Source organism: Streptomyces griseorubiginosus (assembly GCF_036345115.1).
In the GTDB taxonomy this organism is placed as follows: Bacteria; Actinomycetota; Actinomycetes; order Streptomycetales; family Streptomycetaceae; genus Streptomyces; species Streptomyces griseorubiginosus_C.
Genome location: NZ_CP107766.1, coordinates 4,409,370 through 4,425,813 on the forward strand (window position 1 = coordinate 4,409,370; position 16,444 = coordinate 4,425,813).

Annotated in this window: 17 protein-coding genes; 5 read left to right on the top strand and 12 right to left on the bottom strand. The window is 71.7% G+C overall.

The features are described 5' to 3' along the window. Positions 1-100 precede the first annotated feature (100 nt). The gene (locus OHN19_RS19830) at positions 101-1,609 is read left to right on the top strand and encodes an APC family permease (protein WP_330265471.1); all 1,509 of its coding nucleotides are present in this window, start codon (positions 101-103) and stop codon (positions 1,607-1,609) included. Here OHN19_RS19830 and OHN19_RS19835 read toward each other — a convergent pair. Next, a complete protein-coding gene (locus OHN19_RS19835; protein ID WP_330265472.1) occupies positions 1,606-2,097 on the bottom strand; it encodes a GbsR/MarR family transcriptional regulator in 492 nt (163 codons plus the stop codon). The two genes, OHN19_RS19830 and OHN19_RS19835, sit on opposite strands and share 4 nt — an antisense overlap. Before the next feature lie 74 nt (positions 2,098-2,171). Here OHN19_RS19835 and OHN19_RS19840 point away from each other — a divergent pair, with 74 nt between their 5' ends. The 3 genes from OHN19_RS19840 to OHN19_RS19850 are packed head-to-tail and all read left to right on the top strand — an operon-like array spanning position 2,172 to position 4,914. Then, on the top strand, positions 2,172-3,059 hold the full coding sequence (locus OHN19_RS19840; protein WP_330265473.1) for an ABC transporter ATP-binding protein: 888 nt from the start codon (positions 2,172-2,174) through the stop codon (positions 3,057-3,059). After that, positions 3,056-4,624, top strand: a complete 1,569-nt coding sequence (locus OHN19_RS19845) for an ABC transporter permease (protein ID WP_330265474.1) — start codon at positions 3,056-3,058, stop codon at positions 4,622-4,624. Before OHN19_RS19840 ends, OHN19_RS19845 begins: the two co-directional genes overlap by 4 nt. A gap of 32 nt (positions 4,625-4,656) precedes the next feature. Continuing rightward, complete coding sequence (locus OHN19_RS19850) at positions 4,657-4,914, top strand: hypothetical protein (protein ID WP_123762154.1); 258 nt, start codon at positions 4,657-4,659, stop codon at positions 4,912-4,914. Positions 4,915-4,938: 24 nt separating this feature from the next. Here OHN19_RS19850 and OHN19_RS19855 read toward each other — a convergent pair whose 3' ends face one another. The 4 genes from OHN19_RS19855 to OHN19_RS19870 all read right to left on the bottom strand — a co-directional run bounded on the left by OHN19_RS19855 (position 4,939) and on the right by OHN19_RS19870 (position 7,807). Then, positions 4,939-5,391: a DUF5707 domain-containing protein gene (locus tag OHN19_RS19855; protein WP_330265475.1), complete on the bottom strand. Its 453-nt coding sequence runs from the start codon at positions 5,389-5,391 to the stop codon at positions 4,939-4,941. Positions 5,392-5,537: 146 nt separating this feature from the next. Beyond that, positions 5,538-6,746, bottom strand: coding sequence for a cytochrome P450 (locus tag OHN19_RS19860; RefSeq protein WP_330265476.1), 1,209 nt, complete (start codon positions 6,744-6,746; stop codon positions 5,538-5,540). Positions 6,747-6,755: 9 nt separating this feature from the next. Continuing rightward, complete coding sequence (locus OHN19_RS19865; RefSeq protein WP_330265477.1) at positions 6,756-6,956, bottom strand: DUF397 domain-containing protein; 201 nt, start codon at positions 6,954-6,956, stop codon at positions 6,756-6,758. Next, complete coding sequence (locus OHN19_RS19870) at positions 6,956-7,807, bottom strand: helix-turn-helix transcriptional regulator (RefSeq protein WP_330265478.1); 852 nt, start codon at positions 7,805-7,807, stop codon at positions 6,956-6,958. Before OHN19_RS19870 ends, OHN19_RS19865 begins: the two co-directional genes overlap by 1 nt. 218 nt (positions 7,808-8,025) lie before the next feature. Here OHN19_RS19870 and OHN19_RS19875 point away from each other — a divergent pair, with 218 nt between their 5' ends. Further along, the gene (locus tag OHN19_RS19875) at positions 8,026-8,430 is read left to right on the top strand and encodes an ATP-binding protein (protein WP_330265479.1); all 405 of its coding nucleotides are present in this window, start codon (positions 8,026-8,028) and stop codon (positions 8,428-8,430) included. A 14-nt stretch (positions 8,431-8,444) separates the two neighbouring features. Here the strand turns inward: OHN19_RS19875 and OHN19_RS19880 are convergent, their stop codons facing one another. From OHN19_RS19880 to OHN19_RS19910, 7 genes are all read right to left on the bottom strand, one after another. Then, positions 8,445-9,110 (bottom strand): response regulator, encoded by a 666-nt coding sequence (locus OHN19_RS19880; RefSeq protein WP_123762148.1) that lies wholly within the window; start codon positions 9,108-9,110, stop codon positions 8,445-8,447. Further along, a complete protein-coding gene (locus OHN19_RS19885) occupies positions 9,107-10,483 on the bottom strand; it encodes a sensor histidine kinase (protein WP_330265480.1) in 1,377 nt (458 codons plus the stop codon). The genes OHN19_RS19880 and OHN19_RS19885 overlap by 4 nt, the downstream gene beginning before the upstream one ends. A 95-nt stretch (positions 10,484-10,578) precedes the next feature. Further along, entirely contained in the window at positions 10,579-11,289 is a 711-nt protein-coding gene (locus OHN19_RS19890; protein ID WP_330265481.1) for a response regulator transcription factor, read from the bottom strand. After that, positions 11,286-12,713, bottom strand: coding sequence for a sensor histidine kinase (locus OHN19_RS19895; RefSeq protein WP_391195736.1), 1,428 nt, complete (start codon positions 12,711-12,713; stop codon positions 11,286-11,288). Before OHN19_RS19895 ends, OHN19_RS19890 begins: the two co-directional genes overlap by 4 nt. Positions 12,714-12,723: 10 nt before the next feature. Beyond that, positions 12,724-13,944, bottom strand: a complete 1,221-nt coding sequence (locus OHN19_RS19900) for an acyltransferase (RefSeq protein ID WP_330269655.1) — start codon at positions 13,942-13,944, stop codon at positions 12,724-12,726. Positions 13,945-14,047: 103 nt separating this feature from the next. Further along, positions 14,048-15,097, bottom strand: coding sequence for an alpha/beta hydrolase (locus tag OHN19_RS19905; protein ID WP_419249528.1), 1,050 nt, complete (start codon positions 15,095-15,097; stop codon positions 14,048-14,050). 312 nt (positions 15,098-15,409) lie between these two features. Further along, the gene (locus OHN19_RS19910; protein WP_330265483.1) at positions 15,410-16,402 is read right to left on the bottom strand and encodes an alpha/beta hydrolase; all 993 of its coding nucleotides are present in this window, start codon (positions 16,400-16,402) and stop codon (positions 15,410-15,412) included. Positions 16,403-16,444: the final 42 nt, after the last annotated feature.

The following is a 16,444-nucleotide window of genomic DNA, read 5'->3' on the forward strand; positions in this document are numbered from 1 at the left end:
GGTTGACAAACATTTAACGCCCCGAGACCCTTGCTCGACTCATTCGGGCTACAGAGTTCCGGTTCGGCACACAGTGGACGAGCAAGAGAGGGGCCACCCGATGGCAGTGGACGAGGGAGTCGCCCCGGCGGCGAGGACGGACGGCGACGGTACGGTCCACCGACTGAAACCCAACGCCATCGGCCTGCTGGGCGTGGTCTTCATGGCCGTGGCGACCGCCGCCCCGATCACCGCGATGACGGGCAACGTGCCCTTCATGGTCTCGGCGGGCAACGGCATCGGCGCCCCCGCGAGCTATCTGGTCGCAATGGTCGTCCTGGCAATCTTTTCCGTCGGCTTCACCTCGATGGCCAAGCACATCACCTCGACGGGCGCCTTCTACGGCTTCATCTCCTACGGCCTCGGCCGCACCGCCGGTCTCGCCTCCGGACTGCTCGCCACCTTCGCGTACGTCGTCTTCGAGCCGGCGCTCATCGGCATCTTCTCGTCGTTCGCGACGGGGACGCTGAAGGACCAGACCGGGCTGCACATCCCCTGGTGGGCGTTCGCGGCCCTGATGCTCGCGGTCAACGCGATGGGCACCTGGTTCGGCGTCTCGGTCGCCGAGAAGCTGCTGGTCGTGCTCCTCGCCACCGAGGTGACGGTCCTCGCCGCGATGGCGGTCTCGGTCGCCTTCCACGGCGGCGGCCCCGACGGCTTCAGCCTGGACCCGGTCAACCCCGTCAACGCCTTCAAGGGCACCTCCGCGGGCCTCGGCCTCTTCTTCGCCTTCTGGTCGTGGGTCGGCTTCGAGTCGACGGCGATGTACGGCGAGGAGTCCCGCAACCCGAAGAAGATCATCCCCAAGGCGACGATGATCTCCGTCCTCGGCGTCGGTGTCTTCTACGTCTTCGTCTCCTGGATGGCCATCTCGGGCACCGGCCAGTCGAAGGCCGTCGAGGTCGCCACCGCCAACCCGCTCGGGCTCTTCTTCGGCCCCACCGAGCAGTACGTCGGCCACTGGGCCGTGGACGTCATGCAGTGGCTGATGATCACCGGCTCGCTGGCCTGCGGCATGGCCTTCCACAACTGCGCCGCCCGCTACATGTACGCGCTGGGCCGCGAGGGCGTCCTGCCCTCGCTGAAGAACACGATCGGCCGCACCCACCCCCGGCACGGCTCACCGCACGTCGCGGGCCTGGTGCAGACGCTGGTGACGGCCGTACTCCTGGTGGCGTTCTGGGCGGCCGGCAAGGACCCGTACGACGGTACGTACGTGCTGCTCGCGATCCTCGGCACCATGGCGATCCTGATCGTGCAGGCCGTGTGCTCCTTCGCGGTGCTGGCGTACTTCCGCACGCACCACCCGGAGAGCCGGCACTGGTTCCGGACCCTCACGGCCCCGCTGGTCGGCGGCCTCGCGATGCTCGCCGTGGTCGTCCTGCTGGTGTCCAACATGAGCGCGGCGGCCGGCAAGGAGTCCGGTTCGCTGGTGCTGAAGGCCACCCCGTGGCTGGTGGCGGCGGTCGCGGTGCTCGGCATCGGGTACGCCCAGTACCTGAAGCGGCGCTCGCCGGAGCGGTATCTGCTGCTGGGGCGGACGGTGCTGGAGGAGACCAGGGAACGTTAGGGGCTCCCGAACAGCTTCTCGCGGTGCACCCGCCACCGCTCCATCATGGCCGCGACCTCTCCCTCGACGAACTCGAAGAAGGCGAGCGTCTCGGCCATGCGGCGTCCGGCGGGAGTGTCGGCACCCAGACTGGCGACACCCTCCCGCAGGGCGCCCTCCCAGCGCTTGATGACGGCCTCACGGTTGGTCAGGGCCTCGTACCACTGGTCGCCGTGCACCCGGTAGCGCTCTCGGCGCGACCCGGGCTCCCGCTCCCGCGAGACCATGTGCGTCTGGGCGAGATAGCGCACCGCCCCGGAGACCGCGGCCGGACTGATCCGGAGCTGCTCCCCCAGCTCGGCGGAGGTCATCGTGCCCGCGTCGGAGGACAGCAGGGCGGCGAAGACCCGGGCCGGCATGCGCTGCATCCCGGCCTCCACCAGCTGGGCCGCGAAGCTCTCCACGAACTTCGAGACCGCGTCCGGGTCCCGCTCCACCGCATCCGTCATGGCCACCACCCTAACGGGGCTTCATACGCTTCCTTAACTTCACAAATTTCTGAAAGAAGCGTACTTTCTGAAGCATGACGAAGGCAATCACGGTCTCCGGGCTCCACAAGTCGTTCGGCGCCACCCACGCCCTCGACGGCCTCGACCTGGAGGTGACCACCGGCGAGGTGCACGGCTTCCTCGGGCCCAACGGCGCCGGGAAGTCCACCGCCATCCGCGTCCTGCTCGGCCTGCTGCGCGCCGACTCCGGCGCCGCGCAGGTGCTGGGCCGCGACCCGTGGGCCGACGCCGTCGAGGTGCACCGCCGGATCGCCTACGTCCCCGGGGACGTGACGCTGTGGCGCAACCTCTCCGGCGGCGAGGTCATCGACCTCTACGGCCGTCTGCGCGGCGGCCTCTCCCCCACGCGGCGCGCCGAGCTGATCGACCGCTTCGAGCTGGACCCCACCAAGAAGGGCCGCACCTACTCCAAGGGCAACCGCCAGAAGGTCGCCCTGGTCGCCGCGTTCGCCTCGGACGTGGACCTGCTGATCCTGGACGAGCCGACCTCGGGCCTGGACCCGCTGATGGAGGAGGTCTTCCAGCGCTGTGTGGAGGAGGAGCGCGAGCGCGGCCGTACGGTCCTGCTGTCCTCGCACATCCTGAGCGAGGTGGAGGAACTCTGCGACCGGGTCAGCATCATCCGCGCCGGCCGTACCGTCGAGACGGGTTCGCTCGCCGACCTGCGCCACCTCACCCGCACCAGCGTCACGGCCGAACTCGCGGGCGCCCCCAACGGGTTGGCGCAGCTGCCGGGCGTCCACGACCTCGACGTCCAGGGCCGCCGGGTCCGGCTCCAGGTGGACACGGACCAACTCGACGCGGTGCTAAGGCAGTTGACCCACTCGGGCGTGCGTTCGCTGACGTCGACACCGCCGACGCTGGAGGAGCTGTTCCTGCGGCACTACCAGGAGGTGTCATGACCTCCCTCGCGGGCACCGGCGTACTGCTCCGCTTCAACCTGCGCCGCGACCGCCTGATGATCCCGGTGTGGGTGGCGGTGAACGCCCTGATGGTCCTGTCGATGCCGAGCACCCTGGAGGGCCTGTACGGCACCGAGGCCGAGCGGGCCGACCTGTTGCACCAGGTCGCCACCAACTCCTCCTTCCGCGCGCTGATCGGGCCCGTCTTCGGCGACTCCCTCGGCGCCCTCACCGCCTGGCGCGTCGGCGTCTACGCGGGCGCCCTCGCCGCCGTGACGAGCCTTCTGATCGTCGTACGGCACACCCGCGACGAGGAGGAGAGCGGGCGCCAGGAGCTGCTCTCCTCAGGGGTGGTGGGCAGGCGGGCGTCGCTGACGGCGGCCCTGCTGGCGGCGGCGACCGCGAACGCCGTCCTGGCCCTGCTGGTGACGGCGGGCCTGGCGGGCCGGGGAGTCGCCGGGGCACTGGCGTTGGGCCTGGGCCTCGGGGCGGTGGGGATGCTCTTCGCGACGGCGGCGGCGGTCGTCGCACAGCTGACGGAGAGCGCCCGACTGGCACGGGGGCTGACGGCGGCGGTGCTGGGCGCGGCCTTCGTGCTGCGGGCGGCGGGCGACTCGGTGTCCACGGACGGGTCGTCCGTCCTGACCTGGCTGTCCCCGCTGGGCTGGCTGTCGCAGCTGCGGCCCTTCGCCTGTGAACGCTGGTGGCTGCTGGGCCTGTTCGCGGCGGCGGTGGCGGCCCAGGGCGCGCTGGCGTACGTCCTGGCGGGCCGCCGGGACCTGGGCATGAGCTTCCTGCCGACGCGCCCGGGACCTGCCTCCGGCCGGCTGGGCACGGCGAGCGCACTCGCCTGGCGGCTCCAGCGGGGCGGTGTGCTCGGCTGGTCGACCGGCTTCTTCCTTGCCGGGGTGGTCTACGGCGGTCTCACGGACGGCGTGGCCGACCTGGTCGGCGACAACGAACAGGCCCGCGAGATCTTCGAGCGGATGGGCGGACGGTCCGGGATCACGGACGCGTTCCTCGCCTCGATGACCGGGATGCTGGGACTTCTCGCCGCGCTGTTTATCGTCGCCGCCGTCCTGCGACTGCACGGCGAGGAGACCTCGGGGCGCGCGGAACCGGTGCTGGCGAACGCGGTGGGCCGGCTGCGCTGGGCCACGGGCCACCTGGTGATCGCCTTCGGTGGCTCGGTGCTCATCATGCTGCTCGCCGGTCTCGGCTTCGCCGTGGGCTACGGCAAGGAGGCCGGCCCGATCCTGGGCGCGTGCCTGGTGCAGGTGGCGGGGGTGTGGGTGATCGGCGGCCTCACGGTCCTGCTGTACGGCCTGGTCCCCCGTCTCGCTCCCCTGGCCTGGGGAGTCGCCGGTGCGGTGCTGCTGATCGGCTGGGTCGGCCCCGCGCTGGACGCCCCGCGCGCGGTGCTCGACCTGTCCCCCTTCTCGCATCTGCCGAAGCTGCCGGGAGGGGCGATGGAGTGGGGGCCGGCACTGGTCCTGCTCGCGCTGGCGGCCGCCTTGGTGGCGGGTGGTCTCGCGGGCCTGCGCCGCCGGGACCTGACGACCTGAACCGGGGGCCGGGCAGGCGCGTCTTCGTCCCCGTGAAGCGGAGAGCGGACGGAGTGACCTGCGGGGGCTGCGCGCTCTCCGCGGCGGGTGCGATCGGGGCACCCTCGCTGTGGCTGTCCCTGCCCCGCACCCGGCGCCACCTGGGCGGGGGCTTCGAGAACGAGGGCATGGACTGGACGGTCCTGCTCACGGAGCTGCCGTTCGTGGTGCTGGGAGGAGCGTTGCTGCCCCTCCTGGCCCTCACGCTGCTGGTGCGGCTGACGGGCCGGGGGCGGCCCCGGCCGGACTGACCGGGCCTGACTGACCGGGCGGGGTCAGGCGACCGTGAAGTCGGCCGCCTTGGTGTCGAGGGTCGTGTCGCCGTCCTCGGCGGTGACCAGGACGGCCACGTGCCACTGACCCCGCGGGGAGCCCTCGGCGTCGGCGCGGGTGACGGGGACCTTGTAGGTGCACCGCTGGCTGTCCCCGCCCGAGGGCTTGCAGACGGCCGACTCGACGGCGGCCATGTCCTTGGCCGTCAGCCCCTTCTTCGCGAAGGACGAGTTCGCCGGCCAGGCCAGCACCTTCACGCTCTTGACGTCGGAGGACGCCGTGACCTCGGTGGTGAAGGTCAGCGAGCCGTCACGGTCGGCGGTGGGAGCGGTGTAGCGGGCCGTGCTGTGGGCCGGCGCCGGCGACTGGTCACCGGCGTGGGCGAGGGCGAAGCCACCGGCACCACCGAGGACGACGACACCGGCGGCAACGGACACAGCGATACGACGCGACATGAGAAGTTCTCCCTGACAGGCTCAGTTGGTCCCCTCGGCGCTCTCGGTGGCGCCGTGGTTCCATACTGGCCGCGCGGCGAGCACCGGGTATGAGCACGCGTACTCAACTGGAGCCTGAGTAACGGCCGTTGCGTCCCTGCACATACCTACGGACGGGCGTGGACGCGCAGCCCCTCCAGCCCCCGGATCACGAAGTTCGGCTTGCGTTCCGGTTCCGCCGCCAGGGCGAGCGTGGGGGCCTTCTCCAGGAGGGCCGTCATGGAGGCGGCCAGTTCGATACGGGCCAGGGGGGCGCCGATGCAGTAGTGGATGCCGGCGCTGAAGGAGATGTGCGGGTTGTCGGCGCGGGCGAGGTCGAGGCGCTCGGGGTCGCGGAACACCTCGGGGTCGTGGTTGGCGGAGCCGAAGAGGAGGGCGATCTCGGCGCCGCGCGGGATGGTCGTGCCGTCGATCTCGATGTCGTCCAGGACCCAGCGTTCGAAGAGCTGGAGGGGGGTGTCGTAGCGCATGAGCTCTTCGACGGCCCTCGGGACGAGGGAGTGGTCGGCGCGCAGTGCGGCGAGCTGTTCCGGGTTACGGAAGAGGGCGTACCAGCCGTTGACCGTGGAGTTCACGGTGGCTTCGTGACCGGCGTTGAGCAGCAGTACGGCCGTGGAGATCATCTCCTGCTCGGTGAGCCGGTCGCCCTCGTCGTGCGCGGCGATGAGCCCGGAGATCAGGTCGTCACCCGGCTGCTTGCGCCGCTCGGCGATGAGCTCGCGCAGGTAGTCGGAGAACTCGACCGACGCCCGCACCGCCCTCTCCGCCACGTCCTCCGTGGGGTTCAGCTCGTACATCCCGCAGATGTCCGCCGACCAGGGCCGCAGGGGCGCCCGGTCCTCCTCGGGGATCCCCAGCATCTCGGCGATCACGGCGACGGGCAGCGGCTCGGCGACATCGGTGAGCAGGTCACCGCCACCGGCCGCGACGAGCCGCTCCACCAGCTCACCGGCCAGGCCGGTCACGTACGGCTTGAGCTGCTCGACCGTGCGCGGGGTGAACGCCTTCGACACCAGGCGCCGGATCCGGGTGTGGTCCGGCGGCTCCAGATCGAGCATCCCGTGGTCGTTGAGCGTGTGGAACGGCTCGTGCTCGGCGGGCGGCGCGGTCCGCCCGAAGTCCTCGTGCGTGAACCGGTGCTGGTAGGTCCGCCCGAGCCTGCGGTCCCTGAGCAGCGCGGACACGTCCGCGTGGTGCGGGACGAGCCACTGGTCCGTCGGCTCGAAGTACTGCACACGGCCCTTGGCACGCAGCTCGGCGTACGCGGGGTACGGGTCGGCGAGAAACGCCGGGTCCCAGGGATCGAAGGCGGTCATACGGGGACGCTAGCCGCTTGTGCGGGCTTCTGACCAGGGGTGTTCCTTCAGGTGGTCGATGAGAGCCGTGAATGCGGGGGCGGGGAAGGTGAGGGTGGCGCGGGCGGGGGCCTTGGAGTCGCGGACGGCTATTCGAGGGTGTACGTCCGCGATCTCGACGCAGGTGTCACCGTCGCCGCCGCCGGAGTACGAGGACTTGCGCCAGTGCATCACAGCTCCTTCTTCAGGCGGTGGATGAAGTCCCGCGACGCCACGGGTTCCAGTGACGCTGCCTGCATCCTAAGGAAGAGTGTTCGAAGCTGTTTCAGCTGAGCCTCCGCGTCGATGAACGCGACGCCGGTGGGAGCGTCCCGAAGGCCGGTGTCCAATCGGGGCACCGGGCCACCGGCGTACATCATCGAGATCCCGGCACCGCCAAAACCGTCCTGGTCGATCGGGATGACCCGCACCGTGGCATGCCTCTGCTCGATCTGTTCGAGGATCTGTTCCAGTTGAGCGCGGCAGACGCTACGGTCCGCCACACGGGTACGGAGCGCGAACTCGTGGATGAGCGTCTCGTACGGCGTCGGATCATCACCCTCGATGACAGCGCGCCGCCTGATCCGGTGCTCCACCCGAGGCGTCAACTCACTCTCGGGGAGGCCGGGTTGCACGTAGGTGTACACCGCCCGGGCGTAGTCGGCGGTCTGCAGCAGCCCTGGAACGTATGTGATCACCACCTCGCGCAGGAACGTCGCGTGATGCTCGGTCTCGGCGGTGTCCTGGAACACGGAAGGCAGCACTCCCCGGTATTCCTCCCACCAACCCCGCGTACGGTCGGTTGCCATGGCCACGAGGCCGTCGATCAACACCTCGTCGGTGCAGGCGTAGTGAGCCGCGAGGCGCCGGACCCGCTCCTCGCTGACGCCCGCGAAGCCCAGTTCCACCTGACTTATCTGTGTCGAGGTCGAGTTCAACAGCCCGGCCGCCTCACGAGCCTTCAGCCCCGCCGCCTCCCGCAGTCGACGCAGCTCGGTGCCCAGTCGCACCTGCCGTGCCGTGGCGTGACTCCTCGGCGCCATGCGCCCTCCCTCAATGGCCCTGTCGCCATGCCTCGTTGGAGCGTCAGAGTAGCCAATCGCTTGCCGCAGGAACAATTGTTGCTCTACCGTCGGTGACGCGACGCACACGCTGCGGAACCCCGGGGTACCGGAAGCGCACCGCCCCGTCCTGCCATGACGGCGCGGCACTGCCACCGCCCGCCGACCGCAACCCCCCACCACCCGAACGGAGTTGCCGCATGCCCGAACCCTGGGAGTACGTGCTCCACATCCCCGACGACCCACGCGCCGTCACCGTCAGCCGCCGAACCCTCCGTCTCATCCTGACGATGCACGGCCTGATCACCCTGGTCGACACCGCGGAGCTGCTCGCCACCGAACTGATCTCCAACGCCGTACTGCACACCAAGGGTCCCGCGGCCCTGCGAGTGCGCTGGTCGCCGCCCGGAACGCTGCGCCTCGGCGCATGGGACGCGGACCCCGAGCCGCCCCGGCCACCGACACCGTTGGATCACCTGACCGACGCCGAGAACGGCCGCGGGCTCGCCCTGGTCAGCGCCTGTGCCGACCTGTGGGGCTGGCAGCCACTGTCCAGGAACGGCAACCGCGGCAAGTACGTGTGGTGCGAACTGGCCGCCGCGTGAGCCGGCCGGGCTCGTCAGCCCGGGGTCACCAGTCGTGCCTCGTAGGCGAACACCGCTGCCTGGGTGCGGTCCCTGAGGCCCAGTTTCACCAGGATCCGGCTCACATGGGTCTTGATCGTCGACTCGGCCACCACCAGGCGCCCGGCGATCTCCAGGTTCGACAGGCCCTGTGCGATGAGGACCAGTACCTCCGTCTCGCGATCGGTCAGGTCGCCGTAGGCCGTGTGGGCCGACGCGAGGACCCGCGGGGACTCGGACAGCTTGGAGAACTCCGTGATCAGGCGTCGGGTGACCGAGGGGGCGAGGAGGGCCTCGCCGGAGGCCACCACCCGTACCCCGTCCGCGAGTTGGCGGGCCGAGGCGTCCTTGAGGAGGAAGCCCGAGGCGCCCGCGCGCAGCGCCTGGTAGACGTACTCGTCGAGGTCGAAGGTCGTCAGGACCAGCACCTTCGACGTGCCGTTCGCCGCGACGATCTCCCGGGTCGCCTCGATGCCGTTCAGCTCCGGCATCCGTATGTCCATCAGGACCACGTCGGGGGCCAGCTCGCGGACCCGGTCCACCGCTTCCCGGCCGTTGACCGCCTCACCGACTACTTCGATGTCCGGCATCGCGTTCAGCAGCACCGAGAAGCCCTCGCGGACCATCATCTGGTCGTCCGCGACCAGGACCCTGATCGTCATGCCGCTCCCTCGCCACTGAGCGGCACCGGCAGGAACACCGTCACCTCGTACCCTCCCTCGTCCGTGGCCTCCGCCGTCATCTCGCCGTTCAGCATGGAGACCCGCTCCCGCATACCGGTGATGCCGTGTCCAGCCCCCGGCGAGGGCTTCACCAGTGCCGGATGGGGCAGCGGGCCGTTGACCACCCGCAGGCCCAAGCCGCCCAGCACATATCCGATCTCGACCCGCGCGCTCGCCCCGGGGGCGTGCCGCAGGGTGTTGCTCAGGGCCTCCTGGACGATCCGGTACGCCGACAGCTCGACGCCCTGCGGGAGTTCACGCACCGCGCCGGTGACCGTCTTCTCCACGCTCAGCCCCGCCTCCCGCACATTGTCGAGCAGGGCGTCGAGGTCGGCGAGGGTGGGCTGCGGAGCGTCCGGCGCCTCGTAGTCCTCGGCGCGGACCACTCCGAGGACCCGGCGCAGCTCGGTGAGGGCCGCGACCGCGTTCTCCCGGATGGTCGCGAAGGCCTTCTCCAGCTCCGGGGGCGGGTTCTCCACCCGGTAGGGGGCGGCCTCGGCCTGGATGGCGACGACCGACATGTGATGGGCCACCACGTCGTGCAGCTCACGGGCGATGGTCGTGCGCTCCTCCAGCAGGGTGCGGCGCGAGCGTTCGTGCGCGGTCACCGTCTGCTGGGCGGTCACCGACCGCTGGGCGTCCCTGCGTATGTGCCAGACGCTCACGGCGAGCAGGGCCAGGGCGGAGACGAACAGCATCTCCACGGTGTTGGAGCGGTAGTAGTGAGTGCCGCCGAGGGCGCCCTGCCATATCAGGCCGTAGGCGCCCGTCAGCAGCCACATCCAGGCCGCCGTACGCGGCCTGGTGCGCACCGCGACCACGGTGAGCACGACGAGGTGGCAGGCGAACCCCCCTGGCAGCCAGGGCCAGCCCTGCTGCCAGGAGTTGACGAAAGCCATCGGATAGGTGATCGCGGTCGCGGCCAGCGACAGCCAGAAGGCCATGACGGGCCGGACCATGGTCAACAGGATCGGGGCCAGGGCGGACAGACCGACGAACAGGTTGGTGGTCGCGCCGCGGCCGCTGTTGTCCGCCCCGATGACCATCGCGAGCAGGCCTGCCGCGGTGATCAGCGCGTGGGGCGTCCAGACGGCGTACTCCCGCAGCCGGCCGGACAGCACGCGGGGGAGCCCCTTGTCGAGGGGCGTCGGCGGCAACGGTCGGTAGGCGAACGCGTCGGTGATCAGGTCCTGCCGCAGGCCGCGCAGGGCGTCCACGGCGGCGCGGAACTCCGGGCTACGGGGCTTGTACGCGTTCTGCCCGCCGCTGCCGCCCTGCGGGAGTGTCGTGTGCGTCTCGGTCGTATGGGTCACGGTCGAAACGGTAGGCGGGGCCGGTGGCCCTCGTCGTCACCAGTGAGAGGGGTCCTCCGGCGTCCCTCTCAGGTACTACGGGTCCAGGAGGGCAGTCAGTAGCCCGACGGTCTCACCAGCCCCGACTCGTAGGCGAACACCGCCGCCTGCGTACGGTCCCTGAGGCCCAGCTTCACCAGGATGCGGCCCACGTGGGTCTTCACAGTCTGCTCGGCCACCACGAGCCGCCCGGCGATCTCCGCGTTCGACAGGCCCTGCGCGATCAGGGCGAGGACCTCCGTCTCCCGCTCGGTCAGCTCGCCCACCCGGCTCTTGAGCGGAGCACGGGGCCGGTCGTCGAGACGGGAGAACTCGGCGATCAGGCGCCGGGTGACACCGGGCGCGAGAAGCGCGTCCCCGGCCGCCACCACCCGCACGGCCTCCGCGAGCTGCTCCGCGGAGGCGTCCTTCAGCAGGAACCCGGAGGCACCGGCCCGCAGCGCCTCGTAGACGTACTCGTCGAGATCGAAGGTGGTCAGCACCAGGACCCTGATCTCCGGGCGCTCACCGGTGATGATGCGGGTGGCCTCGATACCGCCCAGCTCCGGCATGCGGATGTCCATCAGGACGACGTCCGGGACGAGTTCGGCGACCTTGGCGACGGCGTCCAGACCGTCGACCGCCTGCCCGATCACCTCGATGCCGGGCTGGGCGCCCAGCAGCACGCTGAAGCCCTGCCGGACCATCTGCTGGTCGTCGGCGATCAGTACGCGGATGCTGCCGCTCGCGCCGTTCATGCCGCTCGTGCCGCTCGTGCCGCTCGTCATGCGGTGTCGTCCTTCGGGTCGTCGGCCGGGTAGGGGGTGGGGGGCGGGTCGGTGGGTGTCGTGGTCAGGGGAGTCCTGCCGGCGGCATTCGGGGACTCGGGGAGCGCGTCCTTGTCGGCCGGGGACGCCGGGAGGTAGGCGTACACCTTGTAACCGCCCTCCTGCTGGGGGCCCGCCAGCAGGACGCCGCTGAGCATCGCCGCCCGCTCCCGCATGCCGAGCAGCCCGTGTCCGGCGCCCTCGGAGGGCGCGGCATGTCTCGTCGGGCGGGTGTTGGCGACCTCCACGACCACGCCGATCGGCAGGTACTCGATGTGGACTTGGGCCTGCGCGCCCGGCGCGTGCCGCAGGACGTTGCTGAGCGCCTCCTGCACTATGCGGTACGCCGACAGCTCCACGCCCGACGGCAACGACCACCGCTCGCCACTGCACCGCAGCGCCACCGTCAGCCCCGCCGCCCGGGTGTTCTCCACGAGCGCCTCGATCCGCTCCAGGGTGGGCTGCGGGGCGTGCGGCGCGGTGCCGGTGGCGGGGTCGGCGGACGGCCCCGGCGCCTCGGGGTGCTCGGCCCGCAGCACGCCCAGGACCCGGCGGAGCTCGGTCAGCGCCTCCAGCGCGTTCTGCCGGATGCCGGCGAGGTTCTCCCGGAGCTCCTCGGACGGGTTCTCGACGAGGTGCGGGGCGACCTGCGCCTGGATGGAGATGACGGACATGTGGTGGGCGACCACGTCGTGCAGTTCACGGGCGATACGGCTGCGCTCCTCCAGCAGGGTGCGCCGGGCCCGCTCCTCCGCGGTGAGCGTGGTCTGCTCGACCAGTGCCCTGCTCGCCTCACGACGGCCCCGCAGGGCCGCGCCGAGCACCACCACCACGGTGAACAGGATCGCCGCGAGCACCCCGGTGGGCTGGAAGTCGGCCGCGCCCAGCACGCCCTCGACGAGATACGTGAGCAGCAGTGTCAACGCCAGCGCCTCGACGGCCACCCGGGCGGGCACCCGCAGGGCGAGCAGCAGCAGTACGGCCAGGTGCGCGATGAGTCCGCCGACGCTCCACGGCCAGGTGAAGCCGTGCGCGCCACCTGCCAGCAGCTGCCGACGCACTTCGAGAGCGCAGACCACCATGGCCGCGGTCGACAGCCACCACGCCGGGACGGGCCGCCACAACGCGAGCACGACGGCCGAGCCCTCCGCGAGACCGATCGCGAAGGCGATGCTGCCTCCCACCCCGCCGCTGTCCTGCAGCTCCGCCAGGCCGCCGAACGTCACCCCGAAGGCGACCAGGCACAGCAGGCCGTGCGGCAGCCAGCGCAGCCAGACGGACGGCGGCAGCGGATCGGGCCGCATCGTGCACAGGTCGTCGCGCAGGACCCGCGACCAGCGCAGCAGTGCGCCCACGACCACCCGCCGGATCCCCGTTTCCGTCACGCCGACCACCCTAGGCACGACGCACCTCCTTCGCTGCTGCCGGTGTCGCACGACGGTGGACCCGGATCACTCGTGACGGCCGGTCCCCGGCTCTGCGCGGCCCCTGCTCGAGCGAGCGGAAGGCCGCCCGGCAGACCGCGAGGACAAGGGCGAAGACCGGCAGCCAGGCCAGCCGGGCCGCCACCCAGCCCAGGCCGTCGGGAACGGTGTGCAGACCGGGGAGCCGGCCCGCCGCGAGACCGGTGGCCGTGGTGGCCATCAGCGCGGTCTGGTGCCAGAGGAAGATCGTCATCGCGGAGAGGTTCACCAGCGCCACCGCCGCCCAGGCCGAAGGGCGGCGCATACCGCGGCGCAGTCGGTCGCGCAGCAGCAGGGCGCCACCGCACTGGGCCAGGCCGAAGGTGACGGCGGCCAGCGTCGGCGGGTTCAGGTTGGAGACCTGAGCCCCCGGCACTCCGACCATCGACGCCGGATACCCCGCCCACCCGACCAGCACCGCGGTCACCACGGCACCGCCGCCGAGCAGGAGCCACCCCGCGCGCCGCCCCTCCAGCTCACCCCGCGTCCAGGCCGCGCCCAGGGTGTACGGCACGAGCCAGCCGGCCGCCAGATTGACCCAGCCGAGCCAGTCCGGGCCGCCGAACCCGAAACGCACCAGGTCCACATGGACGACGACGGCCAGCGGCCACAGCGGGTGGAGCCGCCGCAGCAGCGGGGTCGCCGCCGTGAGGACGCCGAAGACCAGGAGGAACCACATCGGGGACAGGGCGAGCTTGACCAGCGTGCGGACCGTCCCGAACGGGGCGCCCGTCAGCAGCAGGGCCGTCGCCGCCACCGCCCACAGCGCGAGGACGGCTGCGACCGGCTTGAACAGCCGCGCCAGGCGGCTCTTCAGCCATTGCGGGTACGTCGTCCCGCGGGCGCGTGCCGAGGTGTAGCCGCGGGTCGCCACATGGCCGCCGACCAGGAAGAACACGGCCAGCGTCTGGAAGACCCAGGAGATCGGGGCCAGCCAGGGCATGCGCTGCAACGGGCTCGCGGTGTGCAGGGTGCCGCCGTCGGAGACCAGGGCCGTCACCAGCCAGTGCCCGAGGACCACACCGAGGATCGCGAAGGCGCGCAGGGCGTCCACGGCACGGTCCCGCTCGGGAGGTGTCACCGCGTCGATCCGCTCGGCGGCCTGTCGTATGCCGTGTGCGGCCTGGGGTATGGAGTGTGCGGTCTGGCGTATGCCGTTCGAGGCCCGGCGTATGCCATGCGCGGTCTGAGGTATGCCGTGTGCGGCCCGGTCTATGGCTTCGCGTGCGGCGCCCCGGTGGTGGTGGGTGCGGTGGTCAGGCACGGGTCACCTCCGCGGTGTCTCCGAGGACGATCCGGGCGAGGTTGGTCAGGGAGACCGAACCCGGGGTGAAGTAGTCGCTGTGACCGCCCTCGCCCGCCGCGAAGACACGGGCGCCGAAGGCCGGGGAGACCGGGTCGGTGCCGAAGCCGACGGTGACGCCGAAGAGGTCGGTCCTCACATGGGGGACCTCGCCGACCCAGTCGTCCTTGCCCCGGGCCGCCCAGATCCGTGCGCGGGTGTGCAGACCGGGCGCGGTGTCCACGCCGGTGCCGGGGCTGCCGAGGAGGGCCAGGTCGTCGATGTCCAGGTGGGCGGCGGCTCTGGCGCAGACGACGGAGCCGTAGGAGTGGCAGACGAGGGAGACGGTCGCGCCAGGACCGACGATGCCGCGGAGCCGGCGTATGAACTCCCTCAGCCCGGGGGCCGCTTCGTCCGCTCTGTCCGTGGTCAGGACCGTGGTGCTGACCGTGTTCGGGGTGCGGTAGCCGAGCCAGGCGACGACCGCGGTGCGGGTGCCCCGGGGAGCGGTGTTCTTCAGTTGCCGGTGGAGGGCTTCGGCGGTGGCCCGGAAGCGGGGGTAGGTGTCCAGGGAGGTGTCGGAGCCGGGGACCAGGACCGCCACATGGTCGGCGTGGGCGAGGTCGCCGAAGACCTCCGTCGCCTTTCCGGCGCCCCGGCCGTCGAAGCCGAGGAGATGACGGGCGGGGTCGGCGAGCTCCCGGTCCGCCTCGGCCCGGTGGGTGTCGCCGTGGGCCCCGGCCATGCGGGCGGCCGCCTCGGCGTTGGCGCGGTTGGCCGCGTAGGCGCTGTCGAGGGTGGCCGCGGTGAGGGTCGGGAGCGCGGCCGGGGGTGGGGCGGGGATCTCCGGGCGGGCGGCGGCGGAGAGCGGCGCGACCACGGCGGTGACGATGAGGGTGGCCAGGAGGGCTCGCCGCCAGCTGTGCGTGCGGCGGGCCGCGACGGTGCCGGGCCCCTCATCACCGCCGGTCTCGTGAACGCCGGTCCCCGCGCTGCTGCCGACCCCGTGACGGCCGTTCCTCACGTCGCTGCCGGCCCCGTGAACGCCGGTGCTCCGGTTGCCGCCCCCGTCGCGCGACTCGTCACGCGACGCCCCGTACCCGCTACGCACCCTGCGCAGGATCCGCCCCATGGTCGTCTCCCCCTCCGCCCGGCCATCGGGCTTGTATGGATGGGAAGTTACGGATCGTGAGGCGTCGTCCGCGTCACGCCAGGGAGCTCTTCCGAGCCGTAGCTCTCAGGTATTACGGGTATCACCGGGAGGGGGCCAAGACAGCCCGGAGTACGACCGAAGCCCCCTCCGGCAAGCGCGCGCAGCCGCCCGCCGCGCCCGTTGTCACCACGCCAGCTGTGCGATCTCCTCCGCCACCACCGCGCACGCGTCCGCCGCCGGGTCGATCAGGGGGAAGTGGCCGACCGCCTCCAGCAGCGTCAGCCCCACCACCTCGCCCGCCTTGGCCGCCGCGTCCGCGTACGCCTCGGCGACCGCCTGCGGCACGACCGTGTCGGCCCGTCCCTGGACGAGGGTGGTCGCGATACCGGTGGGCAGCAGGAGCGCGGGGTCGGCGTACGGCACCCGCTCGGTGAACCCCTCGTCCCCGCCCAGGAGTTGACGGCACGCCCCGCCGCACACGTCCAGCTTGTCGGCGACCGTGAAGTCGGCGATCGGGGCGAGGGCGACGACCCCGCGCAGCGGAGCCGGGCGGTCGGTGCGCCAGGCGGCGTCGGCCGGCAGCAGGTGTCGCGCCGCGGCCCACAGCGCGAGGTGGCCGCCCGCGGAGTGCCCGGTGACCACCATGCGGCGCGGGTCGGCCTGCGGGAGCGCCTCCCGTACGAGCACCGGAAGCGCGTCCAGCGCGGCGGCCACGTCGTCGAAGGTCTCCGGCCAACGCCCGGCGACCGGCCCGACACCGGCGACATCACCGGCACCAGCACCCTCAGCCCCGGCACCGGCACCGGCACCCTCAGCCGCAGCCCCACCCGCACCCCCGGCACCAAGACCGTCAGCCCCGGACACCCCCCCACCCCGCCGATACTCCACATTGGCCACCGCGAACCCGCGTCTGGCCAGGAAGTCCGCGAACGGCGTCACATGGTGCCGGTCGTAGCGCGCCCGCCACGCCCCGCCGTGCAGGACGACGACCAGGGGCACCAGACCGCCCCCCGGCGCCACGACCTCACGCGGGGCGTAGAAGTCGATCACCTGGTCGGGGTCGTCCCCGTACGCCAGGCTGACGTCGGGGTCGACCGCCGGGTGCGAGAAGGCCGACTCCTCCTCGGCCGCGGCACGGGCTTCCGCGGTGGCACGGCCTACGGCGTCGTCCGGCATGCTCCAACCTCTCAGCGACGAAACGGTTTTGACGGACCGTGA